The sequence below is a fragment of the Streptococcus mitis SK1080 genome (genome assembly GCF_000220085.1).
Lineage (GTDB): Bacteria > Bacillota > Bacilli > Lactobacillales > Streptococcaceae > Streptococcus > Streptococcus mitis_K.
Genome location: NZ_AFQV01000024.1, coordinates 18,482 through 42,445, shown reverse-complemented (window position 1 = coordinate 42,445; position 23,964 = coordinate 18,482). Strand labels below are relative to the sequence as shown.

Annotated in this window: 25 protein-coding genes, 1 pseudogene and 1 other annotated feature; of the genes and pseudogenes, 22 read left to right on the top strand and 4 right to left on the bottom strand. The window is 41.3% G+C overall.

The features are described 5' to 3' along the window. Window positions 1-12: 12 nt before the first annotated feature. Entirely contained in the window at window positions 13-1,254 is a 1,242-nt protein-coding gene (pbp3, locus tag HMPREF9957_RS11000) for a D-alanyl-D-alanine carboxypeptidase PBP3 (RefSeq protein WP_000720657.1), read from the bottom strand. Between the two features lie 102 nt (window positions 1,255-1,356). Here pbp3 and HMPREF9957_RS10995 point away from each other — a divergent pair, with 102 nt between their 5' ends. From HMPREF9957_RS10995 to HMPREF9957_RS13640, 3 genes are all read left to right on the top strand, one after another. Continuing rightward, window positions 1,357-2,466 carry an AI-2E family transporter gene (locus tag HMPREF9957_RS10995; RefSeq protein WP_000488880.1) on the top strand — a complete coding sequence of 370 codons (1,110 nt, stop codon included), beginning with the start codon at window positions 1,357-1,359 and terminating at the stop codon, window positions 2,464-2,466. Between the two features lie 206 nt (window positions 2,467-2,672). After that, complete coding sequence (tuf, locus tag HMPREF9957_RS10990) at window positions 2,673-3,869, top strand: elongation factor Tu (protein WP_001040726.1); 1,197 nt, start codon at window positions 2,673-2,675, stop codon at window positions 3,867-3,869. A 96-nt stretch (window positions 3,870-3,965) separates the two neighbouring features. Next, window positions 3,966-4,226, top strand: a complete 261-nt coding sequence (locus HMPREF9957_RS13640) for a hypothetical protein (RefSeq protein WP_000693398.1) — start codon at window positions 3,966-3,968, stop codon at window positions 4,224-4,226. A gap of 78 nt (window positions 4,227-4,304) precedes the next feature. Here the strand turns inward: HMPREF9957_RS13640 and HMPREF9957_RS10985 are convergent, their stop codons facing one another. Next, complete coding sequence (locus tag HMPREF9957_RS10985) at window positions 4,305-5,387, bottom strand: DEAD/DEAH box helicase (RefSeq protein WP_000791755.1); 1,083 nt, start codon at window positions 5,385-5,387, stop codon at window positions 4,305-4,307. Next, on the bottom strand, window positions 5,384-6,361 hold the full coding sequence (locus tag HMPREF9957_RS10980) for a Gfo/Idh/MocA family protein (protein WP_000915907.1): 978 nt from the start codon (window positions 6,359-6,361) through the stop codon (window positions 5,384-5,386). The genes HMPREF9957_RS10985 and HMPREF9957_RS10980 overlap by 4 nt, the downstream gene beginning before the upstream one ends. Window positions 6,362-6,755: 394 nt before the next feature. Between HMPREF9957_RS10980 and HMPREF9957_RS10975 the strand changes: the two genes are divergently transcribed. The 7 genes from HMPREF9957_RS10975 (at window position 6,756) to HMPREF9957_RS10945 (ending at window position 12,476) form a co-directional block, all read left to right on the top strand. Next, window positions 6,756-7,454, top strand: a complete 699-nt coding sequence (locus HMPREF9957_RS10975) for a YoaK family protein (protein ID WP_004242711.1) — start codon at window positions 6,756-6,758, stop codon at window positions 7,452-7,454. Window positions 7,455-7,518: 64 nt separating this feature from the next. Further along, window positions 7,519-7,606, top strand: a sequence feature (ribosomal protein L21 leader region). A gap of 36 nt (window positions 7,607-7,642) precedes the next feature. Beyond that, entirely contained in the window at window positions 7,643-7,957 is a 315-nt protein-coding gene (gene rplU, locus HMPREF9957_RS10970; RefSeq protein WP_000109141.1) for a 50S ribosomal protein L21, read from the top strand. A gap of 15 nt (window positions 7,958-7,972) precedes the next feature. Beyond that, window positions 7,973-8,317 (top strand): ribosomal-processing cysteine protease Prp, encoded by a 345-nt coding sequence (locus HMPREF9957_RS10965; RefSeq protein WP_000613694.1) that lies wholly within the window; start codon window positions 7,973-7,975, stop codon window positions 8,315-8,317. A 16-nt stretch (window positions 8,318-8,333) separates the two neighbouring features. Further along, window positions 8,334-8,627, top strand: coding sequence for a 50S ribosomal protein L27 (gene rpmA, locus HMPREF9957_RS10960; protein ID WP_000916509.1), 294 nt, complete (start codon window positions 8,334-8,336; stop codon window positions 8,625-8,627). Between the two features lie 288 nt (window positions 8,628-8,915). Beyond that, window positions 8,916-9,716 (top strand): dihydroorotate dehydrogenase electron transfer subunit, encoded by an 801-nt coding sequence (locus tag HMPREF9957_RS10955; protein ID WP_001070082.1) that lies wholly within the window; start codon window positions 8,916-8,918, stop codon window positions 9,714-9,716. Continuing rightward, window positions 9,679-10,665: a dihydroorotate dehydrogenase gene (locus HMPREF9957_RS10950; RefSeq protein WP_176605512.1), complete on the top strand. Its 987-nt coding sequence runs from the start codon at window positions 9,679-9,681 to the stop codon at window positions 10,663-10,665. Before HMPREF9957_RS10955 ends, HMPREF9957_RS10950 begins: the two co-directional genes overlap by 38 nt. A gap of 98 nt (window positions 10,666-10,763) precedes the next feature. Beyond that, entirely contained in the window at window positions 10,764-12,476 is a 1,713-nt protein-coding gene (locus HMPREF9957_RS10945) for a glucosaminidase domain-containing protein (protein ID WP_000732982.1), read from the top strand. A 55-nt stretch (window positions 12,477-12,531) separates the two neighbouring features. Here HMPREF9957_RS10945 and pavA read toward each other — a convergent pair whose 3' ends face one another. Continuing rightward, window positions 12,532-14,187, bottom strand: coding sequence for an Rqc2 family fibronectin-binding protein PavA (pavA, locus tag HMPREF9957_RS10940; RefSeq protein ID WP_000006749.1), 1,656 nt, complete (start codon window positions 14,185-14,187; stop codon window positions 12,532-12,534). Window positions 14,188-14,291: 104 nt separating this feature from the next. Between pavA and ybeY the strand changes: the two genes are divergently transcribed. From ybeY to HMPREF9957_RS10880, 12 genes and pseudogenes are all read left to right on the top strand, one after another. After that, window positions 14,292-14,789 carry an rRNA maturation RNase YbeY gene (ybeY, locus tag HMPREF9957_RS10935; RefSeq protein WP_000275153.1) on the top strand — a complete coding sequence of 166 codons (498 nt, stop codon included), beginning with the start codon at window positions 14,292-14,294 and terminating at the stop codon, window positions 14,787-14,789. Beyond that, window positions 14,770-15,165, top strand: coding sequence for a diacylglycerol kinase family protein (locus HMPREF9957_RS10930; protein ID WP_000378167.1), 396 nt, complete (start codon window positions 14,770-14,772; stop codon window positions 15,163-15,165). The genes ybeY and HMPREF9957_RS10930 overlap by 20 nt, the downstream gene beginning before the upstream one ends. A 16-nt stretch (window positions 15,166-15,181) precedes the next feature. Continuing rightward, window positions 15,182-16,081 carry a GTPase Era gene (gene era / locus HMPREF9957_RS10925; protein WP_000143262.1) on the top strand — a complete coding sequence of 300 codons (900 nt, stop codon included), beginning with the start codon at window positions 15,182-15,184 and terminating at the stop codon, window positions 16,079-16,081. 48 nt (window positions 16,082-16,129) lie between these two features. Next, window positions 16,130-16,954, top strand: a complete 825-nt coding sequence (gene mutM, locus HMPREF9957_RS10920; RefSeq protein WP_001114626.1) for a DNA-formamidopyrimidine glycosylase — start codon at window positions 16,130-16,132, stop codon at window positions 16,952-16,954. Then, window positions 16,954-17,558: pseudogene (gene coaE / locus HMPREF9957_RS13635) on the top strand (dephospho-CoA kinase). The gene mutM and the pseudogene coaE overlap by 1 nt, the downstream one beginning before the upstream one ends. Beyond that, window positions 17,545-18,744 carry a multidrug efflux MFS transporter PmrA gene (locus tag HMPREF9957_RS10910; RefSeq protein ID WP_000136125.1) on the top strand — a complete coding sequence of 400 codons (1,200 nt, stop codon included), beginning with the start codon at window positions 17,545-17,547 and terminating at the stop codon, window positions 18,742-18,744. The pseudogene coaE and the gene HMPREF9957_RS10910 overlap by 14 nt, the downstream one beginning before the upstream one ends. Beyond that, window positions 18,744-18,893 (top strand): 50S ribosomal protein L33, encoded by a 150-nt coding sequence (gene rpmG, locus HMPREF9957_RS10905; RefSeq protein ID WP_001809104.1) that lies wholly within the window; start codon window positions 18,744-18,746, stop codon window positions 18,891-18,893. Before HMPREF9957_RS10910 ends, rpmG begins: the two co-directional genes overlap by 1 nt. A gap of 39 nt (window positions 18,894-18,932) precedes the next feature. Then, complete coding sequence (gene secG, locus HMPREF9957_RS10900) at window positions 18,933-19,166, top strand: preprotein translocase subunit SecG (protein ID WP_000282517.1); 234 nt, start codon at window positions 18,933-18,935, stop codon at window positions 19,164-19,166. A gap of 100 nt (window positions 19,167-19,266) precedes the next feature. Continuing rightward, a complete protein-coding gene (rnr, locus tag HMPREF9957_RS10895) occupies window positions 19,267-21,621 on the top strand; it encodes a ribonuclease R (protein WP_000654867.1) in 2,355 nt (784 codons plus the stop codon). Then, window positions 21,584-22,051, top strand: coding sequence for an SsrA-binding protein SmpB (gene smpB, locus HMPREF9957_RS10890; protein ID WP_001051750.1), 468 nt, complete (start codon window positions 21,584-21,586; stop codon window positions 22,049-22,051). Before rnr ends, smpB begins: the two co-directional genes overlap by 38 nt. Before the next feature lie 15 nt (window positions 22,052-22,066). Beyond that, window positions 22,067-22,927 (top strand): SAM-dependent methyltransferase TehB, encoded by an 861-nt coding sequence (gene tehB / locus HMPREF9957_RS10885; RefSeq protein WP_000413775.1) that lies wholly within the window; start codon window positions 22,067-22,069, stop codon window positions 22,925-22,927. A gap of 72 nt (window positions 22,928-22,999) precedes the next feature. Beyond that, entirely contained in the window at window positions 23,000-23,953 is a 954-nt protein-coding gene (locus HMPREF9957_RS10880) for a competence protein CoiA (protein ID WP_000495889.1), read from the top strand. Window positions 23,954-23,964: the final 11 nt, after the last annotated feature.

Genomic DNA, 23,964 nt, shown 5'->3' with positions numbered 1-23,964 from the left:
ATCGCGATTTTTTTATAATTTCTCGTTAACAAAGCGGACAAACTGATTCCACCAAACTTTTAAGAAGAAGGCTTTTTCAATTTTCTTTTCTGCAACCATTTCGAAACTAGGGCGCTCTGTGGTGATGTAACCTTGACCAATCAAGTCCTTGTCTTCATAAGTCAGATGGCCAACCACTGTTCCGGCTTCAAGTGGTGCTGGGATTGCTTTAGAATCGGGAGTGAATTGAACAGATTGGGAAGATTGATTCCCAACACGTTCGATTAGATAGATATCCTCTGGGGCCACTGCAGTGACCGTATCTTCTTTTCCATCTTGTACAGGGGCTTTGCTATCTTGATAGGCATCGCCTTTTTGCACGATTTTGCGAAGTGTAAATGTAGAAGAAATATAATCCATTAGGGAAGATGTAGCTGTAAACCGAGCGTAGGGATTATTGTCTTGATGGTCTGCATTTAAAACAACTGTGATGACTCTCATGCCTTTTTCGACAGTAGTACCAACAAAAGACTCTCCAGCCTTATCTGTTGTTCCTGTTTTTAGCCCATCAAAACCACCACGGTAAGCAGGCATACCTTCTAACATGTAGTTGGTTGAAGTGATTGTCATCCCAGCAAAAGTAGAAGAAGGTTTTTTGGTGATTTCTAAGACTTGTGGGTATTTTTTGATGAGGTTGCGGGCAACGATAGCGACATCATAAGCACTGAGCTTATTTTCATCATCTTTATTAGACCCTGGGTAAATGTTATCTCCTAGTGTCTCATTGTTAAGACCTGTCGTATTGACAAGGGTGGCATCTTTGATTCCCCATTCCAAGAGTTTGGCACGCATCATATCAACGAAGTCTTTCTCTGAGCCAGCAATTTTCTCAGCTAGGGCAATAGCGGCACTGTTGGCACTAGATACCAGAGTTGCTTCAAGCAACTCTTCGACGGTATAATTACGGGCTTCCATAGGAACATTACTGGCTTCGGAATTTGTCGTTAATTGATAAGGATAATCAGAAATATCTACTGGGGTGGATAGTGTGATACTTCCATTTTCTAGAGCCTCGTAGACAAGATAAACTGTAAGTAGTTTTGTAATAGAAGCAATTTCGACAGGTTGAGTTGCATCTTTCTCATAGAGAATTTTACCAGTATTTGCCTCAACAGCAATGGCATGTTTAGCAGCAATATTAAAATCTTGGGCAGCAACAGTAGATGCTGCCCCAATTACGGATAGACTTAAGAGAGTTAAAATGATTTTTTTCATAGTAAGTTTATTCTAACATAAAGAAAAAAATATTCCCAGTTTCATGATAGAAGAAAGAAGCTTTTTTGAAAGTATGGTAAAATAGATGAATGGAGGTAGCTCATGTTTCGTAAGAATAAATTATTTTTTTGGACCAGTGAGATTTTATTATTAACAATCATTTTTTATTTATGGAGAGAGATGGGGGCGATTATCACGCCTTTTGTAAGCGTAGCAAACACCATCATGATTCCTTTTCTTCTAGGTGGTTTTTTATATTATTTGACCAATCCTATTGTAAATTTTTTACAAAAGTATTTCAAAATTAATCGTATCATTGGTATTCTACTAACCTTGTGTGCTTTGGTTTGGGGGCTTGTCATTGGGGTAGTCTATCTCTTACCGATTTTGGTTAATCAGTTGACCAGCTTGATTGCGACTAGTCAGACTATCTATAGTCGTTTACAAGATTTGATTGTAGATTTATCTACATATCCAGCCTTTCAAAATTTGGATATTCAAGCGACTATTCAACAGTTAAATTTATCCTATGTAGATATTTTACAAAATATCCTAAATAGCGTTACCAATAGTGTCGGAAGTGTCCTATCAGCTCTCTTTAGTACCGTTTTGATTATTATTATGACTCCTGTGTTTTTGGTCTATTTTTTGTTAGATGGTAACAAATTTTTACCGATGCTTGAACGTACTGTTTTAAAGAGAGATAAGTTGCATATTGCAGGTCTTTTAAAGAATTTGAATGCAACAATTGCTCGCTATATTAGTGGAGTCGCAATTGATGCCATTATTATCGGTTGTTTGGCCTTTATCGGATATAGCGTGATTGGTTTGAAATACGCTTTGGTCTTTGCTATCTTTTCAGGATTGGCCAATCTCATTCCTTATGTGGGACCAAGTATTGGCTTGATTCCGATGATTATTGCCAATGTCTTTACTGATCCTCATAGAATGCTAATTGCAGTTGTTTACATGCTAATCATTCAACAAGTGGATGGAAATATCCTCTACCCTCGAATCGTTGGTGGTGTGATGAAGGTTCATCCAATAACAATTTTAGTATTACTTCTGTTATCAAGTAATATCTATGGTGTCATTGGCATGATTGTCGCAGTACCAACCTATTCTATCTTAAAAGAAATTTCTAAGTTCTTATCCCGTTTGTATGAAAATCATAAAATAATGAAAGAACGAGAAAGAGAATTAGCTAAGTAAAAGTCAGGAGAACCCTGATTTTTCTTTTTCTTTAGGGAAGTGATAGGAGTAGAAGTGCCGTTTAGATTAGCAGATTAAGAATAATTCATAAAAACTTTGTAAAACACTTGCAATTTAGCTGAAATTTGATAAAATAGTAAGGAAAGTTAGACTGTATTGCCTACTGTCTATCTATAAAATATATTTTATTGGAGGCTTTTACTCAAATGGCAAAAGAAAAATACGATCGTAGTAAACCACACGTTAACATTGGTACTATTGGACACGTTGACCACGGTAAAACTACCCTAACTGCAGCTATCACAACTGTTTTGGCACGTCGCTTGCCTTCATCAGTTAACCAACCTAAAGACTATGCGTCTATCGATGCTGCTCCAGAAGAACGCGAACGCGGTATCACTATCAACACTGCGCACGTTGAGTACGAAACTGAAAAACGTCACTACGCTCACATCGACGCTCCAGGACACGCGGACTACGTTAAAAACATGATCACTGGTGCCGCTCAAATGGACGGAGCTATCCTTGTAGTAGCTTCAACTGACGGACCAATGCCACAAACTCGTGAACACATCCTTCTTTCACGTCAGGTTGGTGTTAAACACCTTATCGTCTTCATGAACAAAGTTGACTTGGTTGACGACGAAGAATTGCTTGAATTGGTTGAAATGGAAATCCGTGACCTATTGTCAGAATACGACTTCCCAGGTGACGATCTTCCAGTTATCCAAGGTTCAGCTCTTAAAGCCCTTGAAGGTGACACTAAATACGAAGACATCGTTATGGAATTGATGAACACAGTTGATGAGTACATCCCAGAACCAGAACGTGACACTGACAAACCATTGCTTCTTCCAGTCGAAGACGTATTCTCAATCACTGGACGTGGTACAGTTGCTTCAGGACGTATCGACCGTGGTATCGTTAAAGTCAACGACGAAATCGAAATCGTTGGTATCAAAGAAGAAACTCAAAAAGCAGTTGTTACTGGTGTTGAAATGTTCCGTAAACAACTTGACGAAGGTCTTGCCGGAGATAACGTAGGTGTCCTTCTTCGTGGTGTTCAACGTGATGAAATCGAACGTGGACAAGTTATCGCTAAACCAGGTTCAATCAACCCACACACTAAATTCAAAGGTGAAGTTTACATCCTTACTAAAGAAGAAGGTGGACGTCACACTCCATTCTTCAACAACTACCGTCCACAATTCTACTTCCGTACTACTGACGTTACAGGTTCAATCGAACTTCCAGCAGGTACTGAAATGGTAATGCCTGGTGATAACGTGACAATCGACGTTGAGTTGATCCACCCAATCGCCGTAGAACAAGGTACTACATTCTCTATCCGTGAGGGTGGACGTACTGTTGGTTCAGGTATGGTTACAGAAATCGAAGCTTAATTCGATTTAGTTCCCAGAAGAACAATTATTTAAGTCAGACACTAAAAGAATCTTGCTTTGCAAGGTTCTTTTTTTCGAATATTGAACTAATACTCAATGAAAATCAAAGAGCAAACTAGGAAGCTAGCCGAAGGCTACTCAAAACACTGTTTTGAGGTTGCAGATAGAACTGACGAAGTCAGCTCAAAACATGGTTTCGAGGTTGTAGATAAGACTGACGAAGTCAGCTCAAAACATGTTTTTGAGGTTGCAGATAAGACTGACGAAGTCAGCTCAAAACACCGTTTTGAGGTTGTAGATAGAACTGACGAAGTCAGTATCATATCCATACGGCAAGGCGAAGCTGACGCGGTTTGAAGAGATTTTCGAAGAGTATAAAATTGAATTGCTTATAAAAAAGCTCCATACACTAGATGTGTATAGAGCAATGGGGGATTATTTAATATAGAGTTCTTGATTTTTCAAGACAATTTCACGTACGCTCGCAAATTTCTTGAGTTTTTTAAGTTCTTCTGGATGAGTGACGAGAGTGATAACATAACCTTCTTTGCCCATACGGCCAGTACGTCCAGCACGATGAGTGTAAGTTTCGATATCTCTTGGGATATCAAAGTTTACGACACATTCTAGGCTATCAATATCAATTCCACGAGCCAAAAGGTCAGTTGCAAGGAGTAGGGTTAGTTGCTTATCTTTAAACTTTTCTAATATGACTTTTCTAAATTTGACATTGACATCACTAGCGAGGGAAATAGCCAAGATATCCCGATACTGTAGTTTTTCTTCTGCACTTCCTAGATCTGACAAGCTGTTAAAGAAGACCAAACCGCGGAAATCTTCCACATGAGCTAGTTTTCGTAGCATATCCACTCGGTGACGTTGGTCTACCTGCATGTAGAAGTGTTGGATGTTGTCCAATTTTTGGTCAGAGAGATCAATGGTACGTGTGTTAGGCGCAATCTTTTCTTGGTCAAACTTGGTCGTGGCACTCATGTAGATGAGTTGGTGGTCACGAGGTGCGTAGTGGGTGATTTTCTCGACAAAGTGTATCTGAGAATCATCAAGCAATTGGTCGAATTCATCCAGGATGGTGGTTTCCACATTCATCATCTTGATTTTTTTCAATTTAATTAGTTCAAAGATACGGCCAGGAGTTCCAATCAGAATTTCTGGTCCTTTTTTAAGGCGTTCAATTTGTCGTTTTTGACTTGAACCTGAAAGGAAGAGTTGAGCAGTCAATCCGATAGCCTCTGCCCACGTTTTACATACATCAAAAATCTGTCCAGCAAGCTCCGTATTTGGTGCTAGAATCAAGAGTTGCTGCGCTTTTTTCTTTTGTAGTCTGAGAAGACTTGGTAGGAGGTAAGCTAGGGTCTTACCAGTTCCTGTTGGGCTTACTCCTAGGAGGTTTTCTCCAGCAAGAAGGGGCTCAAATAGTTGGGTTTGAATGGGAGTGAATTCTTGGAAACCGAGTTGGTCACTCAGTTCTTGCCATTCAGTCGGTAGTTTGTTTTTCATTTTTCTGCCTCAAATCTAATGCCAGCAGTCTGGCGCATGGTATATAGTAGCTCATGAACAGAGCCTGCATCATCCAGCCAATTCTGGTAGAGTGTCTGGTCTGGTTGCTGAATCATGTGTGCAAATGCAGCGACTTCCTCAGTCATCGTATGAGGAGCCTGTTGGATAGGGAGCTGGACTTGATTGCCTTGGTGGTCGGTAAAAATAGCCGAGCGAATATGCTCAATGGTGTTGAGGGTCAAGGTACCATCTGTCGTATAAATCTCGCAAGGAAGATTGGAAGTGATGTTTTTTCCAGCCTTGATGTGAACCTGAAAGTCTGGGTAGAAGAGGATACCATCTCCATTTAGGTCAATGCTATTGTCAAGCTGTTGAGCTTGATAGGTCGCGTCATTAGCTTTTCCAAAAAGACGAACAGCAGCATAGAGAGGATAAATTCCCAAATCCATAAGAGCTCCACCAGCAAAACGGTCTGAAAAGACATTTGGTGTCTCCCCAGCCAACAAGTTAGGCATTTTGGAAGAATACTTGGAATAGTTGAAATCTGCTCCCAAAATTTGTTTGTCTGCTAAAAAGTTTTTGATAGTAGTAAAAGCTTTCTCATGGTAATTACGAGCTGCTTCAAAGATAAAACAGTAATTTTTTTCAGCTGTTTGAATCAAATCCAGCCAGTCCTGTGGCTGAGTGACAGCTGGCTTTTCAAGAATGACGTGTTTACCAGCAGACAAGGCAGCTTTTGCCTGAGCAAAATGCAAGGAGTTTGGACTGGCAATATAGACTACATCAAAGGAAGACTTGAGGAAGTCTTCTACTTGATCAAAGAGTTGGATGTCCTGATAGTGAGAAGCAAAGGTTGCTGCGGTTTCTAACTTTCTAGAATAGACTGCGACCAGCTGGTATTCTCCACTGGTATGGGCTGCTTCTATGAAGTGGTGGCTGATAGCGCCAGTGCCGATGACACCTAATTTAAGCATAGATACTCCTTTTCCGATTTTAAATCCTTCTTTCATTATAACATAGATGGACGAGACTATCCAACAGAGGAGAAAAATTGGTAACTTTTAAAACTAACTTCCAGTTTCCCACAACCTAGCTTTTAGTATGATAAAAACGCGTGACATCAGTGGAAATCCGTCTTAGACTAACTTCCACTGGTTTTCTTTTTCTTGATATATAAGGGTTCAAAAGAGAAAAGACTCAGAAAAAAGTGCACGACAAATAGCCCTAAAACAGAGTCGTCTTAGAGTAACTTCCAGTTTTGGGAGAGAGGTGGAAGTTACTTTGAGAAGTTACGCAGGGGAAAATTTTCAAATAAGCTACTAGGACTTTCCCAAAGAAAGTGGTACAATAATGAAATGAGTAAATGAAATGGGAGGAAAAATGAGGCTATTACCTATAAGAAAAATATCACGTCAGTCTAAGAGGCTAGCGCTTTTTTTGACTTTTTGTGCAGGATATGTAGATGCCTATACTTTTATTGTCCGAGGGAATACTCTTGTAGCTGGACAAACTGGGAATGTCGTCTTTCTATCAGTGGGGCTCATTCAACATAATGTGTCAGATGCCAGTGCCAAAGTAATGACTTTACTAGCTTTTATGATGGGGGTCTTTTTATTAACTGTTTATAAGGAAAAATTGAGAATTGTGAAAAAGCCCATTCTGTCATTGATTCCTTTGGCAATCTTATCAATCATTATTGGTTTTGTGCCGCAAACTGTAGATAATATCTATCTAGTACCGCCATTAGCCTTTTGTATGGGCTTGGTGACAACTGCTTTTGGTGAGGTTTCGGGTATTGCCTACAATAATGCCTTTATGACAGGGAATATCAAACGAACCATGCTGGCTTTTGGAGATTATTTCCGAACCAAGCACACTCCTTTTTTGCGTGAAGGGTTCATATTTGTTAGCCTACTTAGTAGTTTTGTCCTTGGCGTTGTCTTTTCAGCTTATTTGACGATTTTCTATCATGAAAAGACCATTCTTGGTGTTCCTATTATGATGAGCATTTTTTACATTAGCATGCTTTTTGCCTCTTGGCAGAAAAAAGTAAAAGAAAAAGCTTGATTTTAGGTGTTATTACTTGTAAGAAAATAGGAGATATGCTATACTTGAAGAGTTGACTATGCACGATCCTGTGCAACCGCACGAACATCGTTGCTTGATTATTCAAGTTTAAGTGGTTCGTCCCACGATGCTAGGCGAGTCTTCACAAAAAAATCGGGGAAACCCATAAAAATCATAGGAGGTGCATAATGAGCACATACGCAATTATCAAAACTGGCGGAAAACAAGTTAAAGTTGAAGTTGGTCAAGCAGTTTACGTTGAAAAATTGAACGTTGAAGCTGGTCAAGAAGTTACTTTTAACGAAGTTGTTCTTGTTGGTGGTGAAAACACTGTTGTCGGAACTCCACTTGTTGCTGGAGCTACTGTAGTTGGAACTGTTGAAAAACAAGGAAAACAAAAGAAAGTTGTTACTTACAAGTACAAACCTAAAAAAGGTAGCCACCGTAAACAAGGTCACCGTCAACCATATACTAAAGTTGTCATCAACGCAATCAACGCTTAATTTTAAGGAGAACACATGATACAAGCAGTCTTTGAGAGAGCCGAAGATGGCGAGCTGAGGAGTGCGGAAATTACTGGACACGCCGAGAGTGGCGAATACGGCTTTGATGTCGTGTGTGCATCGGTTTCTACGCTTGCCATTAACTTTATCAATTCCATTGAAAAATTTGCAGGCTATGAACCAATCCTAGAATTAAACGAAGATGAAGGTGGCTATCTGATGGTTGAAATTCCAAAAGATCTGCCTTCACACCAAAGAGAAATGACCCAGTTATTCTTTGAATCATTTTTCTTAGGTATGGCAAACTTATCGGAGAACTCTTCTGAGTTCGTCCAAACCAGAGTTATCACAGAAAACTAACACGGAGGAAAACATTATGTTAAAAATGACTCTTAACAACTTGCAACTTTTCGCCCACAAAAAAGGTGGAGGTTCTACATCAAACGGACGTGATTCACAAGCAAAACGTCTTGGAGCTAAAGCAGCTGACGGACAAACTGTAACAGGTGGATCAATCCTTTACCGTCAACGTGGTACACACATCTACCCAGGTGTAAACGTTGGTCGTGGTGGAGACGATACTTTGTTCGCTAAAGTTGAAGGCGTAGTACGCTTTGAACGTAAAGGACGCGATAAAAAACAAGTTTCTGTTTACCCAATCGCTAAATAAAAAGGTCCAGTGAACCTTTTTATCCCGAGCCTTGAAATAATCTCGTGAGGTCAAGTAGAATGTTCGTTTTCTACTTGACTTTTTTTAGCTGAAAGAGTATACTAGTAAAAATTTAACCTTTAAGGGGAGTCCAGAGAGACTCACAAGGTGTCAGATAAAAGAATAGTGCAATTTTCTAGAGGAGACTTTTTGAGTGTGCTCTCTTGTGTTGTACGATTTTAACTGAGGCCTTGCACTAGCAAGGTCTTTTCTTTGTCTGGTCCCCTTAAAATTTAAGGAGGAAAAGTCATGAATCCCACATGTAAGAAACGTTTGGGTGCTATTCGCTTGGAAACCATGAAGGTGGTTGCACAGGAGGAAATCGCGCCAGCAATCTTTGAATTAGTCCTAGAAGGGGAAATGGTTGAAGCTATGCGGGCAGGCCAATTTCTTCATCTGCGTGTGCCTGATGACGCCCATCTCTTGCGTCGCCCTATTTCGATTTCATCTATTGATAAGGTTAAGAAGCAGTGTCATCTCATTTATCGGATTGAAGGGGCTGGGACAGCTATTTTCTCAACCTTAAGTCAGGGAGATACTCTGGATGTGATGGGGCCTCAGGGGAATGGTTTTGACTTGTCTGACCTAGATGAGCAGAGTCAGGTTCTTCTTATTGGTGGTGGGATTGGTGTTCCACCCTTGCTTGAGGTGGCCAAGGAGTTGCATACGCGTGGTGTGAAAGTAGTGACAGTTCTTGGCTTTGCTAATAAGGATGCCGTTATTCTTGAAAAGGAATTGACCCAATATGGCCAGGTCTTTGTAACGACGGATGATGGTTCTTATGGCATCAAGGGGAATGTTTCTGTTGTCATCAATGATTTAGACAGTCAGTTTGATGCTGTTTACTCATGTGGGGCGCCTGGAATGATGAAGTATATCAATCAAACTTTTTATGACCACCCAAGAGCCTATCTATCTCTGGAATCTCGTATGGCTTGTGGAATGGGAGCTTGCTATGCCTGCGTCCTAAAAGTACCAGAAAGCGAGACGGTAAGCCAACGCGTCTGTGAAGATGGCCCTGTTTTCCGCACAGGAACAGTTGTATTATAAGGAGAAAATCATGTCTACAAATCGTTTACAAGTTTCTCTACCTGGTTTGGATTTGAAAAATCCGATTATTCCAGCATCAGGCTGTTTTGGTTTTGGACAAGAGTATGCCAAGTACTATGATTTAGATCTTTTAGGTTCTATTATGATCAAGGCGACAACCCTTGAAGCCCGTTTTGGCAATCCAACTCCAAGGGTGGCAGAAACACCTGCTGGCATGCTCAATGCAATTGGCTTGCAAAATCCTGGTTTGGAAGTTGTTTTGGCCGAAAAGCTACCTTGGTTGGAAAGAGAATATCCAAATCTTCCTATTATTGCCAATGTGGCTGGTTTTTCAAAACAAGAGTATGCGGCTGTTTCTCATGGGATTTCCAAGGCAGCTAATGTAAAGGCCATCGAGCTCAATATTTCTTGCCCCAATGTTGACCACTGTAATCACGGACTCTTGATTGGTCAAGATCCAGATTTGGCTTATGATGTGGTGAAAGCAGCTGTGGAAGCGTCTGATGTGCCAGTTTATGTCAAATTAACCCCGAGTGTGACCGATATCGTTACTGTCGCAAAAGCTGCAGAAGATGCGGGAGCAAGTGGCTTGACCATGATCAATACTCTAGTTGGAATGCGTTTTGACCTCAAAACCAGAAAACCAATCTTGGCCAATGGAACAGGTGGAATGTCTGGTCCAGCAGTCTTTCCAGTAGCCCTCAAACTTATCCGCCAAGTGGCCCAAACAACAGACCTGCCTATCATTGGAATGGGAGGAGTGGATTCGGCTGAAGCTGCCTTAGAAATGTATCTGGCCGGGGCATCTGCAATCGGAGTTGGAACAGCCAACTTTACCAATCCCTATGCCTGTCCTGATATCATCGAAAATTTAGCAAAAGTTATGGACAAATACGGCATTAGCAGTTTAGAAAATCTACGCAAGGAAGTAAAAGAGTCTCTGAGGTAAACTGCAATCAATCTGTTCTTGATTTTTTATTAGTTTGTAATGTTGATTATAGAGAATTTTGATATAATGAAATGAGTAAGAACAGAGGAAGTGAATTAATGAAGAAATTGGGATTTGTTTTTTTAGCTCTGCTATTTTTCTTAGCTAGTCCAGAGGGTGCAATGGCCAGTGATGGTACTTGGCAAGGAAAACAATACCTGAAAGCAGACGGTAGTCAAGCAGCTAATGAGTGGATTTTTGATGCTCACTATCAATCTTGGTTTTATATAAAAGAAGATGCCAACTATGCTGAAAATGAATGGCTAAAGCAAGGTGACGACTATTTTTACCTCAAATCTGGTGGCTATATGGCCAAGTCAGAATGGATAGAAGACAAGGGAGCCTTCTATTATCTTGACCAAAATGGAAAGCTGAAAAGAAATGCTTGGCTAGGAGCTTCCTATGTCGGTGCATCAGGTGCCAAAGTAATAGAAGACTGGGTATTTGATTCTCAATACGATGCTTGGTTTTATATCAAATCAGATGGACAACACGCAGAGAAAGAATGGCTCCAAATTAAGGGCAAGGACTATTATTTCAAATCTGGTGGTTATTTGCTAACAAGTCAGTGGATTGAGCAGGCTTATGTGAATGCCAGTGGTGCCAAAGTGCAGCAAGGTTGGCTTTTTGACAAACAATACCAATCTTGGTTTTACATCAAAGCAAATGGAAATCATGCTGATAAAGAATGGATTTTCGAAAATGGTCACTATTATTATCTCAAATCCGGTGGCTATATGGCAGCAAATGAATGGATTTGGGATAAGGAATCTTGGTTTTACCTCAAGTCTGATGGCAAAATGACTGAGAAAGAATGGCTATACGATGCTAAAAGTCAAGCCTGGTACTACTTCAAATCTGGTGGTTACATGGCGAAAAATGAGACTGTAGATGGTTATCAGCTTGGAAGCGACGGTAAATTGCTTGGAGAAAAAGCTACAAACGAAAATGCTGCTTACTATCAAGTAGTGCCTGTCACAGCCAATGTTTATAATGCAGATGGTGAAAAGCTCTCCTATATATCACAAGGTAGTGTTGTCTGGCTAGATAAGGATAGAAAAAGCGATGACAAGCGCCTAGCTATTACTGTTTCTGGTTTGTCAGGCTATATGAAAACAGAAGATTTACAAGCACTAGATGCTAGTAAGGACTTTATCCCTTATTATGAGAGTGATGGCCACCGTTTTTATCACTATGTGGCTCAGAATGCTAGTATCCCAGTAGCTTCTCATCTTTCTGATATGGAAGTAGGCAAGAAATATTATTCGGCAGATGGGCTGCATTTTGATGGTTTTAAGCTTGAGAATCCCTTCCTTTTCAAAGATTTGACAGAGGCTACAAACTACAGTGCTGAAGACTTGGATAAGGTATTTAGTCTGTTAAATATTGACAATAGTCTCTTGGAAAACAAGGGAGCTACTTTTAAGGAAGCCGAAGAACATTACCATATCAATGCCCTTTACCTCCTTGCCCATAGTGCCTTAGAAAGTGACTGGGGACGAAGTAAGATTGCCAAAGATAAGAATAATTTCTTTGGAATTACAGCCTATGATACGACTCCTTACCTTTCTGCCAAGACATTTGATGATGTGGATAAGGGAATTTTAGGTGCAACCAAGTGGATTAAGGAAAATTATATCGATAGGGGTAGAACTTTCCTTGGAAACAAGGCGTCTGGTATGAATGTAGAATATGCCTCAGACCCTTATTGGGGTGAAAAAATTGCTAGTGTGATGATGAAAATCAATGAGAAACTAGGTGGCAAAGATTAGTCCTATTATTGGATATGATTTGAGTATAAGTTAAAGATCCTGATTTCAAATAAAATCAGGATTTTTTCATGGATGCAATTTTTTCTGGATCTGGTGTGACACGGAGGGTCTTTTGTCCTGTGTAAGTGACAAAGCCTGGTTTGCCACCAGTTGGTTTGTTGAGTTTCTTGACTTCAATCATATCCACCTGCACCAGATTTGACAGGCGACCTTGAGAGAAGTAGGCAGCTAACTCTGCTGCGTCTGTCTTGACTTCATCAGATGGGTCAAGATTGCCTGAGATGACAACATGGCTTCCTGGAATGTCCTTGGCATGGAACCAAAGTTCCTCCTTGCGAGCCATTTTAAAGGTTAGCTCCTCGTTTTGCAGGTTGTTTCGGCCGACATAGATGATGGTTTTGCCATCGCTTGCTAGATATTGTTCTGGTTTTTTGCGTTTCTGGATTTTCTCCCGTTGTCTTCTGCGGATAAAACCTGTTTGAATCAATTCTTCACGGATTTCAGCGATTTCTTCCAGTCCAGCTTGGTTGAGGACGGTCTCCACACTTTCCAGATAGAGAATAGTGGCCTTGGTTTCTTCAATCAGATCAGTCAAGTATTTGACAGCTTCTTTGAGTTTCTGATACCGTTTAAAGTAGCGTTGGGCATTCTGGTTGGGAGTCAGAGCCTTATCAAGCACAATCGTGATAGGTTGGTTGGTGTAGTAGTTGTCTAGGATAACCTGGTCTTGGTCGTTAGGCACTTGGTGGAGGAAGGTTGTCAGCAATTCCCCTTTTTGGCGAAATTCTTCAGCGTTGTCTGTCGCTAGTAACTCTTTTTCTTGTTTTTTAAGCTTATGTCGATTTTTTTGAAGTTCATTTTCAACACGACGAATGAGTTCACTGGCTTGCTGTTTGACGCGGTCGCGTTCAGCCTTATCCTTATAGTAGGTGTCCAGCAAATCAGAAAGACTGGTAAAAGGCTCTCCCGCCTGATTTGCAAAAGGAACTGGACTAAAGGAAGTCTCTGTCAAGCATGGCTTGGTTTCTTGATTGAAAAAGTTTCGGAAAGTGGAAAGTTTTTCACTAACCAGTATGCTTTCCAATTCATTTGCCGTATCGCGTCCCAGACCTTGAAAGAGGCTTTGAAGATTTTTAGCTGTCGTTTCCTGTGTTTGAAGGATTTCAAAGAGCTTTTCATCCTTGATCGTGAAAGGATTGAGAGATTCCGTACTTGGCGGAGCGATATAGGTAGACCCAGGAAGCAAGGTACGGTAGCTATTTTGTGAAAAGCCAACATGTTTGATAACTTCGAGGATTTTGTGGCTACTTTTATCAACCAGTAGAATATTACTGTGTTTCCCCATGATTTCGATAATCAAGGTAGCCTGAATATGGTCTCCAATCTCGTTTTTATTGGAAACTGTCATTTCCACAATACGGTCATTTTCCACTTGCTCAATCGACTCAATCAGGGCACCCTGCAAATATTTTCTCAAAACCATGATAAAGGTAGAGGGTTGGGCTGGATTTTCAAAAGTTGTTTGGGTCAGCTGAATGCGTCCAAAAACAGGATGGGCAGAAAGGAGCAGGCGATGGCTTTGGCGATTGCTACGGATTTGCAAGACCAACTCTTGTTCAAAAGGCTGATTGATTTTCTGGATGCGACCATTCACTAACTCTCTTCGCAATTCCTCAACCATGTGGTGTAAAAAAAATCCGTCAAATGACATCGTTCTCTCCTTGTGATTGTATTCCATAGTATTATATCAAAAAGGTAGAATAAAATCATGGAAATGTGGTATAATAAAGCCAAGTAAAGAGAAACGAGAAGCACATGTATATTGAAATGGTAGATGAAACTGGTCAAGTTTCAAAAGAAATGTTGCAACAAACCCAAGAAATTTTGGAATTTGCAGCCCAAAAATTAGGAAAAGAAGACAAGGAGATGGCAATCACTTTTGTGACCAATGAACGTAGTCATGAACTTAATCTGGAGTACCGTGACACAGACCGTCCGACAGATGTTATCAGCCTTGAATATAAGCCAGAGTTGGAAATTGCCTTTGACGAGGAAGATTTGCTTGAAAATCCGGAATTGGCAGAGATGATGTCTGAGTTTGATGCCTATATTGGGGAATTGTTCATCTCTATCGATAAGGCTCATGAGCAGGCCGAGGAATATGGCCATAGCTTTGAGCGTGAGATGGGCTTCTTGGCAGTACACGGCTTTTTACATATCAACGGCTATGATCACTACACTCCGGAAGAAGAAGCGGAGATGTTCGGTTTACAAGAAGAAATTTTGACAGCCTATGGACTCACAAGACAATAAACGAAAATGGAAAAATCGTGACCTGATATCCAGTTTAGAATTTGCTCTCACAGGAATTTTTACTGCCATCAAGGAAGAACGCAATATGCGAAAACATGCAGTGACGGCTCTTGTGGTCATCCTTGCAGGTTTTGTTTTTCAGGTGTCACGAATCGAATGGCTCTTTCTCCTATTGAGCATTTTCTTGGTAGTAGCCTTTGAGATTATCAACTCTGCTATTGAAAATGTGGTGGATTTGGCCAGTCACTATCACTTTTCTATGCTGGCTAAAAATGCCAAGGATATGGCGGCTGGCGCGGTATTAGTGGTCTCTCTTTTCGCAGCCTTAACAGGCACATTGATTTTTCTCCCACGAATCTGGGATTTAATATTTTAAACAGTAAGAGGAAATTATGACTTTTAAATCAGGCTTTGTAGCCATTTTAGGACGTCCCAACGTTGGGAAGTCAACCTTTTTAAATCATGTCATGGGACAAAAGATTGCCATCATGAGTGATAAGGCGCAGACAACGCGCAATAAAATCATGGGAATTTACACAACCGATAAGGAGCAAATTGTCTTTATCGACACACCAGGGATTCACAAACCTAAAACAGCTCTCGGAGATTTCATGGTTGAGTCTGCCTACAGCACCCTGCGTGAAGTGGATACCGTCCTTTTTATGGTGCCTGCTGATGAAGCGCGTGGTAAGGGGGACGATATGATTATCGAGCGTCTCAAGGCTGCCAAGGTTCCTGTGATTTTGGTGGTGAATAAAATCGATAAGGTCCACCCAGACCAGCTTTTGTCTCAGATTGATGATTTCCGAAATCAGATGGACTTTAAGGAAATTGTACCAATCTCAGCTCTTCAAGGAAATAACGTCTCTCGTCTAGTGGATATTTTGAGTGAAAATCTGGACGAAGGATTCCAGTATTTCCCGTCTGATCAAATCACAGACCATCCAGAACGCTTCTTGGTTTCAGAGATGGTTCGTGAGAAAGTCTTGCACCTAACTCGTGAAGAGATTCCGCATTCTGTCGCAGTAGTTGTGGATTCTATGAAACGAGACGAAGAGACAGACAAGGTTCATATCTGTGCAACCATCATGGTCGAGCGTGATAGCCAAAAAGGGATTATCATCGGTAAAGGTGGCGCTATGCTTAAGAAAATCGGTAGCATAGCTCGTCGTGATATCGAACTTATGCTAGGAGACAAGGTCTTCCTAGAAACCTGGGTCAAGGTCAAGAAAAACTGGCGCGATAAAAAGCTAGATTTGGCTGACTTTGGCTATAATGAAAAAGAATACTAAGTAGAGGTGGGCTCATGCCTGCTTCTTGTTTTTACAGAAGGAGGACTTATGCCTGAATTACCTGAGGTTGAAACCGTTCGTCGTGGCTTGGAAAAATTGATTTTGGGAAAGAAGATTTCGAGTGTAGAAATTCGCTATCCCAAGATGATTAAGATGGATTTGGACGAGTTTCAAAAGAAAGTGCCTGGTCAAGTTGTTGAGTCAATGGGACGGCGTGGTAAATATTTGATTTTCTACCTGACAGACACGGTCTTGATTTCCCATTTGCGGATGGAGGGCAAGTATTTTTACTATCCAGACCAAGTACCTGAACGCAAGCATGCCCATGTTTTGATTCAGTTTGAAGATGGTGGCACGCTTGTTTATGAGGATGTTCGCAAGTTTGGTACTATGGAACTTTTGGCTCCTGACCTTTTGGAAGTCTACTTTATTTCTAAAAAACTAGGGCCTGAACCAAGCGAACAAGACTTTGATTTACAGGTCTTTCAAGCTGCCCTAGCCAAGTCCAAAAAGCCTATCAAATCCCATCTTTTGGACCAGACTTTGGTAGCTGGACTTGGCAATATTTATGTGGATGAGGTTCTCTGGCGAGCTCAGGTTCATCCGGCTAGACCTTCCCAGACTTTGACAGCAGCAGAAGTGACTGCCATTCATGACCAGACCATTGCTGTATTGGGACAGGCTGTTGAAAAAGGCGGTTCCACCATTCGGACCTATACCAATGCCTTTGGGGAAGATGGAACCATGCAGGATTTTCATCAGGTCTATGATAAGGCTGGACAAGAATGTTCACGTTGTGGCACCATCATTGAGAAAATCCAACTAGGCGGACGTGGAACCCACTTTTGTCCTCAGTGTCAAAGGAGGGACTGATGGAAAAAATCATCGGAATCACTGGGGGAATTGCCTCTGGTAAGTCAACCGTGACAAATTTTCTAAGAAAGCAAGGCTTTCAAGTAGTGGATGCCGACGCAGTCGTTCACCAACTACAGAAACCTGGTGGTCGTCTGTTTGAAGCTCTAGTCCAGCACTTTGGGCAAGAAATCATCCTTGAAAACGGAGAACTTAATCGCCCTCTCCTAGCTAGTCTTATCTTTTCAAATCCTGAAGAACGAGAATGGTCTAAGCAAATCCAAGGAGAGATTATCCGTGAGGAACTAGCTACATTAAGAGACCAATTGGCTCAGACAGAAGAGATTTTTTTCATGGATATTCCCCTGCTTTTTGAGCAGGATTACAGCGCTTGGTTTGATGAGACTTGGTTGGTCTATGTGGACCGAGATGTCCAAGTAGAACGCCTAATGAAAAGGGATCAGCTATCCAAGGATGAAGCTGAGTCTCGTCTGGCAGCCCAATGGCCTTTAGAAAAAAGAAACATTTGGCCAGCCATGTTTTAAACAACAATGGGAATCAGGACCAGCTTCTTACTCAGGTGTTCTCCCTGCTTGAGGGAGGTAGGCAAGATGACAGAGATTAACTGGAAGGATAATTTGCGCATTGCTTGGTTTGGTAATTTTCTGACTGGAGCAAGTATTTCTCTGGTTGTGCCTTTTATGCCCATCTTTGTGGAAAATCTAGGTGTAGGCAGTGAGCAAGTTGCTTTTTATGCAGGTTTAGCTATTTCTGTCTCTGCCATTTCCGCAGCGCTCTTTTCTCCTATCTGGGGTATCCTTGCTGATAAATACGGTCGAAAACCCATGATGATTCGTGCTGGCTTGGCCATGACCATTACTATGGGAGGCTTGGCCTTTGTGCCAAATATTTATTGGCTAATCTTTCTTCGTTTACTGAATGGTGTATTTGCGGGTTTTGTTCCCAATGCAACAGCCCTGATAGCCAGTCAGGTTCCCAAGGAGAAATCAGGCTCTGCTCTCGGAACTTTGTCTACAGGCGTAGTTGCAGGTACTCTAACTGGTCCCTTTATTGGTGGCTTTATCGCAGAATTATTTGGCATTCGTACTGTCTTTTTACTGGTTGGTTGTTTTCTATTTTTAGCTGCTGTTTTGACTATTTTCTTTATCAAGGAAGATTTTCAACCAGTAGCCAAGGAAAAGTCCATCCCAACAAAGGAATTATTTACATCAGTTAAATATCCCTATCTTTTGGTCAACCTCTTTCTGACCAGTTTTGTCATCCAATTTTCAGCCCAATCGATTGGTCCTATCTTAGCTCTGTATGTACGCGACTTAGGCCAGACAGAGAATCTTCTTTTTGTCTCTGGTTTGATTGTGTCCAGTATGGGCTTTTCCAGCATGATGAGTGCAGGAGTCATGGGAAAGCTAGGTGACAAGGTGGGCAATCATCGCCTTTTGGTTGTAGCCCAGCTTTATTCAGTCATCATCTATCTCCTCTGTGCCAATGCCTCTAGTCCGCTTCAACTAGGACTCTATCGATTCCTCTTTGGTTTGGGAACCGGTGCCTTGATTCCCGGAGTTAATGCCCTTCTCAGCAAAATGACTCCCAAAGCCGGCATTTCGAGGGTCTTTGCCTTCAATCAGGTATTCTTTTATCTGGGAGGTGTCGTTGGGCCTATGGCAGGTTCTGCAGTAGCAGGAAAATTTGGCTACCATGCAGTCTTTTATGCGACAAGCCTTTGTGTTGCCTTTAGTTGTCTCTTTAACCTGCTTCAATTTCGAACATTATTAAAAGTAAAGGAAATCTAGTGCGAGTAAAAATTAATCTAAAATGCTCCTCTTGTGGCAGTATCAATTATCTAACCAGTAAAAATTCAAAAACCCATCCAGACAAGATTGAGGTTTTAAAGTATTGTCCCAAGGAAAGAAAAGTAACCCTACATCTTGAATCTAAGTAGATTTTATGGTAAAATAATAGGGATTTTAAGGAGTTTGATATGTATAACCTATTATTAACCATTTTATTAGTATTATCTGTTGTGATTGTGATTGCGATTTTCATGCAACCAACCAAAAATCAATCCAGCAATGTATTTGATGCCAGCTCAGGTGATTTGTTTGAACGCAGTAAAGCACGCGGTTTCGAAGCTGTAATGCAGCGTTTGACAGGGATTTTAGTCTTTTTCTGGCTAGCCATTGCCTTAGCATTGACGGTATTATCAAGTAGATAAGAAAATAATGGGCAGGACTAGGTCTTTGCCTCTTTTTATTTTTAAAAGATATTTGAGAAGGTTTTACAGTAAAAGAAAATAAAAAATCTAGAAAGAAAATATGAAAGACAGAATAAAAGAACATTTACAAGACAAGGGAAAGGTAACGGTCAATGACTTGGCTCAGGCTTTGGGAAAAGACGGGTCCAAGGATTTTCGTGAGTTGATTAAAACCTTGTCCTTAATGGAAAGAAAGCACCAGATTCGCTTTGAGGAAGATGGCAGTCTGACCTTGGAAGCCAAGAAAAAACATGAGATTACCCTCAAGGGGATTTTTCATGCCCATAAAAGTGGCTTTGGTTTTGTCAGCCTAGAAGGCGAGGAGGACGACCTTTTTGTAGGAAAAAACGATGTCAACTATGCTATTGATGGTGATATCGTCGAGATCGTCATCAAAAAAGTCGCTGACCGCAATAAGGGAACAGCAGCAGAAGCCAAAATTATTGATATCTTAGAACACAGCCTGACAACAGTTGTCGGCCAAATCGTTCTAGATCAGGAAAAACCTAAGTATGCGGGTTACATCCGTTCAAAAAATCAGAAAATCAGCCAACCCATCTATGTTAAGAAACCAGCCCTTAAACTAGAAGGAACCGAAGTTCTCAAGGTCTTTATCGATAAATACCCAAGTAAGAAACATGATTTCTTTGTCGCTAGTGTCCTCGATGTGGTGGGGCATTCAACGGATGTCGGAATTGATGTCCTTGAGGTTTTAGAGTCTATGGACATTGTATCTGAGTTTCCAGAAGCCGTTGTCAAGGAAGCAGAAAGTGTGCCTGATGCTCCGTCTCAAAAGGATATGGAAGGCCGTCTGGATTTGAGAGGTGAGATTACCCTCACCATTGATGGCGCGGATGCCAAGGACTTGGACGATGCGGTGCATATCAAGGACTTGAAAAATGGTAATCTGGAACTCGGAGTTCACATTGCAGATGTTTCCTACTATGTGACCGAGGGTTCGGCCCTTGACAAGGAAGCCCTTAACCGCGCGACTTCTGTCTATGTGACAGACCGAGTTGTCCCAATGCTTCCAGAACGACTGTCTAATGGAATTTGCTCCCTCAATCCTCAAGTTGACCGCCTGACCCAGTCAGCCATCATGGAGATTGATAAACATGGTCATGTGGTTAATTACACCATTACACAAACAGTTATCAAGACCAGTTTTCGTATGACCTATAGCGATGTCAATGATATCCTAGCAGGTGACGAGGAGAAGAGACAAGAATATAAGAAAATTGTTCCAAGTATCGAACTCATGGCCAAGCTCCATGAAATTCTAGAAAACATGCGTGTGAAACGTGGTGCCCTTAATTTTGATACCAATGAAGCGAAGATTTTAGTGGATAAACAAGGTAAGCCTGTTGATATCGTTCTTCGTCAGCGTGGTGTTGCCGAGCGTATGATTGAGTCCTTCATGTTGATGGCTAATGAAACAGTTGCCGAACATTTCAGCAAGCTGGATTTACCTTTCATCTATCGAATTCACGAGGAGCCAAAGGCTGAAAAGGTTCAGAAGTTTATTGATTATGCTTCGAGTTTTGGCTTGCGCATTTATGGGACTGCTAGTGAGATTAGCCAGGAGGCTCTCCAAGACATCATGCGTGCTGTTGAGGGAGAACCTTATGCAGATGTATTGTCCATGATGCTTCTTCGCTCCATGCAACAGGCTCGCTATTCAGAGCACAATCACGGCCACTATGGACTAGCTGCTGACTATTATACTCACTTTACTAGCCCGATTCGTCGTTATCCAGACCTTCTTGTTCACCGTATGATTCGTGATTACGGCCGTTCTAAGGAAATAGCAGAGCATTTTGAACAAGTAATTCCAGAGATCGCGACCCAGTCTTCCAACCGTGAACGTCGTGCCATTGAGGCTGAGCGTGAAGTCGAAGCCATGAAAAAGGCTGAGTACATGGAAGAATACGTGGGTGAAGAGTACGATGCGGTTGTGTCCAGTATTGTCAAGTTTGGTCTCTTTGTCGAATTGCCGAACACAGTTGAAGGCTTGATTCACATCACTAATCTACCTGAATTTTATCATTTCAACGAACGTGATTTAACCCTTCGTGGAGAGAAATCAGGAATAACCTTCCGTGTAGGTCAGCAAATCCGTATCCGAGTTGAAAGAGCGGATAAGATGACAGGTGAAATTGACTTCTCTTACATCCCAAGTGAGTTTGATGTGATTGAAAAAGGCTTGAAACAGTCTAGTCGCAGTGACAGAGGGCGTGGTTCAAATCGTCGTTCAGATAAGAAGGAAGATAAGAGAAAATCAGGACGCTCAAATGATAAGCGCAAGCATTCACAAAAAGACAAGAAGAAAAAAGGAAAGAAACCTTTTTATAAGGAAGTAGCTAAGAAAGGAGCCAAGCATGGCAAAGGGCGAGGGAAAGGTCGTCGCACAAAATAAAAAGGCGCGTCACGACTATACAATCGTAGATACGCTAGAGGCAGGGATGGTCCTGACTGGAACTGAAATCAAGAGTGTACGAGCAGCTCGAATCAATCTCAAGGATGGCTTTGCCCAAGTAAAAAATGGGGAGGTCTGGTTGAGCAATGTTCATATTGCTCCTTACGAAGAGGGCAATATCTGGAACCAAGAACCAGAACGTCGTCGAAAACTCTTACTCCATAAAAAGCAAATCCAAAAGTTGGAACAAGAGACCAAAGGGACAGGAATGACCTTGGTTCCCCTAAAAGTCTATATCAAAGATGGCTATGCCAAGCTCCTTTTAGGTTTAGCTAAAGGGAAGCATGACTATGATAAACGGGAGTCAATCAAACGTCGTGAGCAGAATCGCGATATTGCGCGCGTGATGAAAGCTGTTAATCAGCGATAAAAAGAGGAAATGAAAATGGAAAAACTAGTTGCCTATAAACGTATGCCTTTGTGGACTAAAGAAACCATGCCAGAGGCTGTTCAGCAGAAACACAACACCAAGGTTGGAACTTGGGGCAAGATTACTGTTCTAAAAGGAGCTCTCAAGTTTATTGAATTGACAGAGGATGGTGAGGTTCTAGCTGAACACCTATTTGAAGCAGGGGCTGACAATCCCATGGCACAACCACAAGCCTGGCACCGAGTGGAAGCTGCCACAGACGATGTGGAATGGTATTTGGAGTTTTATTGTAAACCTGAGGATTATTTCCCTAAAAAATACAATACCAATCCTGTTCATTCAGAGGTCCTAGAGGCTATGCAGACAGTAAAACCAGGGAAAGCCTTGGATTTGGGCTGTGGTCAAGGCCGTAATGCACTCTTTCTAGCCCAGCAAGGTTTTGATGTGACAGCTGTGGATCAAAATGAACTGGCCCTTGAAATCTTACAAAGCATTGTGGAACAGGAAGATATGGACATGCCTGTCGGTCTTTACGATATCAATTCAGCCAGCATTGGACAAGAATATGATTTTATCGTTTCAACAGTTGTTCTCATGTTTTTGCAAGCAGACCGCATTCCTGCAATTATCAAAAATATGCAGGAGCATACCACGGTCGGTGGTTATAATCTTATCGTTTGTGCGATGGACACGGAGGATTATCCTTGCTCGGTTAACTTCCCATTCACTTTTAAAGCAGGGGAATTGGCAGACTACTACAAGGATTGGGAATTGGTTAAGTACAATGAAAATCCAGGCCATTTGCACCGTCGTGACGAAAATGGCAATCGTATTCAACTACGCTTTGCGACCATGCTAGCTAAAAAAATCAAATAAGCGTGAATGAAGATTAGGAATTTCCTGATCTTTTTTCTTTTTTTACGAATAATATAGAAAAGGAGTGAAATCATGTTTGTTGCGAGAGATGCTAGGGGAGATTTGGTAAATGTGTTAGAGGATAAGCTTGAGAAGCAAGCCTACACCTGCCCAGCTTGTGGAGGTCAGCTCCGTTTGCGTCAAGGACCAAGTGTCCGGACCCATTTTGCCCACAAAACCTTAAAAGACTGTGATTTTTCCTCTGAAAATGAAAGTCCAGAACACCTGGCCAATAAGGAATCCCTCTATCACTGGTTGAAAAAAGAGGCAGAGGTGCAATTAGAATACCCTCTTCCAGAGCTTAAACAGATTGCGGATGTATTTGTAAATGGTCATCTTGCTCTAGAAGTTCAATGTAGTCCCTTGCCTCAAAAGGTTCTTAAAGAGCGAAGTAAGGGCTATCGTAGTCAGGGTTACCAAGTACTGTGGTTACTGGGGGAAAAACTTTGGCTCCAGGAGCGTTTGACTCGTCTGCAACAAGGTTTTCTCTATTTCAGTCAAAACATGGGCTTTTATGTTTGGGAAATAGACAAGGAAAAACAGCTTTTAAGACTCAAATACCTGATTCACCAAGATCTCCGAGGTAAACTCCATTATCAGATTAAGGAATTTCCCTATGGTCACGGTAGTCTACTGGAGATATTACGTCTTCCCTATAAGAAACAAAAAATATCTCATTTTACAGTTTTTCAAGATAAGGACATCTGTCGCTATATCCGACAGCAACTTTATTATCAAAATCCCATTTGGATGAAAGAACAAGCAGAAGCCTATAAAAAGGGAGAAAATCTCCTAACTTATGGGATAAAAGAATGGTATCCACAAATTCGACCACTAGTAGGTGAGTTTTGCCAAATTGAGAAAGATTTGACCAGCTATTATCAGTATTTTCAAACCTATTATCAAGAAAATCCTCAAAATGATTGGCAAAAGCTCTATCCACCAGCCTTTTATCAGCAATATTTCTTAAAAAATATGGTAAAATAGAAAGGATGGAG

Excerpts from the sequence above, each read along its gene's own strand:
- pbp3 (WP_000720657.1), bottom strand. The coding sequence starts at position 1,254 with ATGAAAAAAATCATTTTAACTCTCTTAAGTCTATCCGTAATTGGGGCA.
- HMPREF9957_RS10995 (WP_000488880.1), top strand. The coding sequence starts at position 1,357 with ATGTTTCGTAAGAATAAATTATTTTTTTGGACCAGTGAGATTTTATTA.
- tuf (WP_001040726.1), top strand. The coding sequence starts at position 2,673 with ATGGCAAAAGAAAAATACGATCGTAGTAAACCACACGTTAACATTGGT.
- HMPREF9957_RS13640 (WP_000693398.1), top strand. The coding sequence starts at position 3,966 with ATGAAAATCAAAGAGCAAACTAGGAAGCTAGCCGAAGGCTACTCAAAA.
- HMPREF9957_RS10985 (WP_000791755.1), bottom strand. The coding sequence starts at position 5,387 with ATGAAAAACAAACTACCGACTGAATGGCAAGAACTGAGTGACCAACTC.
- HMPREF9957_RS10980 (WP_000915907.1), bottom strand. The coding sequence starts at position 6,361 with ATGCTTAAATTAGGTGTCATCGGCACTGGCGCTATCAGCCACCACTTC.
- HMPREF9957_RS10975 (WP_004242711.1), top strand. The coding sequence starts at position 6,756 with ATGGGAGGAAAAATGAGGCTATTACCTATAAGAAAAATATCACGTCAG.
- rplU (WP_000109141.1), top strand. The coding sequence starts at position 7,643 with ATGAGCACATACGCAATTATCAAAACTGGCGGAAAACAAGTTAAAGTT.
- HMPREF9957_RS10965 (WP_000613694.1), top strand. The coding sequence starts at position 7,973 with ATGATACAAGCAGTCTTTGAGAGAGCCGAAGATGGCGAGCTGAGGAGT.
- rpmA (WP_000916509.1), top strand. The coding sequence starts at position 8,334 with ATGTTAAAAATGACTCTTAACAACTTGCAACTTTTCGCCCACAAAAAA.
- HMPREF9957_RS10955 (WP_001070082.1), top strand. The coding sequence starts at position 8,916 with ATGAATCCCACATGTAAGAAACGTTTGGGTGCTATTCGCTTGGAAACC.
- HMPREF9957_RS10950 (WP_176605512.1), top strand. The coding sequence starts at position 9,679 with ATGGCCCTGTTTTCCGCACAGGAACAGTTGTATTATAAGGAGAAAATC.
- HMPREF9957_RS10945 (WP_000732982.1), top strand. The coding sequence starts at position 10,764 with ATGAAGAAATTGGGATTTGTTTTTTTAGCTCTGCTATTTTTCTTAGCT.
- pavA (WP_000006749.1), bottom strand. The coding sequence starts at position 14,187 with ATGTCATTTGACGGATTTTTTTTACACCACATGGTTGAGGAATTGCGA.
- ybeY (WP_000275153.1), top strand. The coding sequence starts at position 14,292 with ATGTATATTGAAATGGTAGATGAAACTGGTCAAGTTTCAAAAGAAATG.
- HMPREF9957_RS10930 (WP_000378167.1), top strand. The coding sequence starts at position 14,770 with ATGGACTCACAAGACAATAAACGAAAATGGAAAAATCGTGACCTGATA.
- era (WP_000143262.1), top strand. The coding sequence starts at position 15,182 with ATGACTTTTAAATCAGGCTTTGTAGCCATTTTAGGACGTCCCAACGTT.
- mutM (WP_001114626.1), top strand. The coding sequence starts at position 16,130 with ATGCCTGAATTACCTGAGGTTGAAACCGTTCGTCGTGGCTTGGAAAAA.
- HMPREF9957_RS10910 (WP_000136125.1), top strand. The coding sequence starts at position 17,545 with ATGACAGAGATTAACTGGAAGGATAATTTGCGCATTGCTTGGTTTGGT.
- secG (WP_000282517.1), top strand. The coding sequence starts at position 18,933 with ATGTATAACCTATTATTAACCATTTTATTAGTATTATCTGTTGTGATT.
- rnr (WP_000654867.1), top strand. The coding sequence starts at position 19,267 with ATGAAAGACAGAATAAAAGAACATTTACAAGACAAGGGAAAGGTAACG.
- smpB (WP_001051750.1), top strand. The coding sequence starts at position 21,584 with ATGGCAAAGGGCGAGGGAAAGGTCGTCGCACAAAATAAAAAGGCGCGT.
- tehB (WP_000413775.1), top strand. The coding sequence starts at position 22,067 with ATGGAAAAACTAGTTGCCTATAAACGTATGCCTTTGTGGACTAAAGAA.
- HMPREF9957_RS10880 (WP_000495889.1), top strand. The coding sequence starts at position 23,000 with ATGTTTGTTGCGAGAGATGCTAGGGGAGATTTGGTAAATGTGTTAGAG.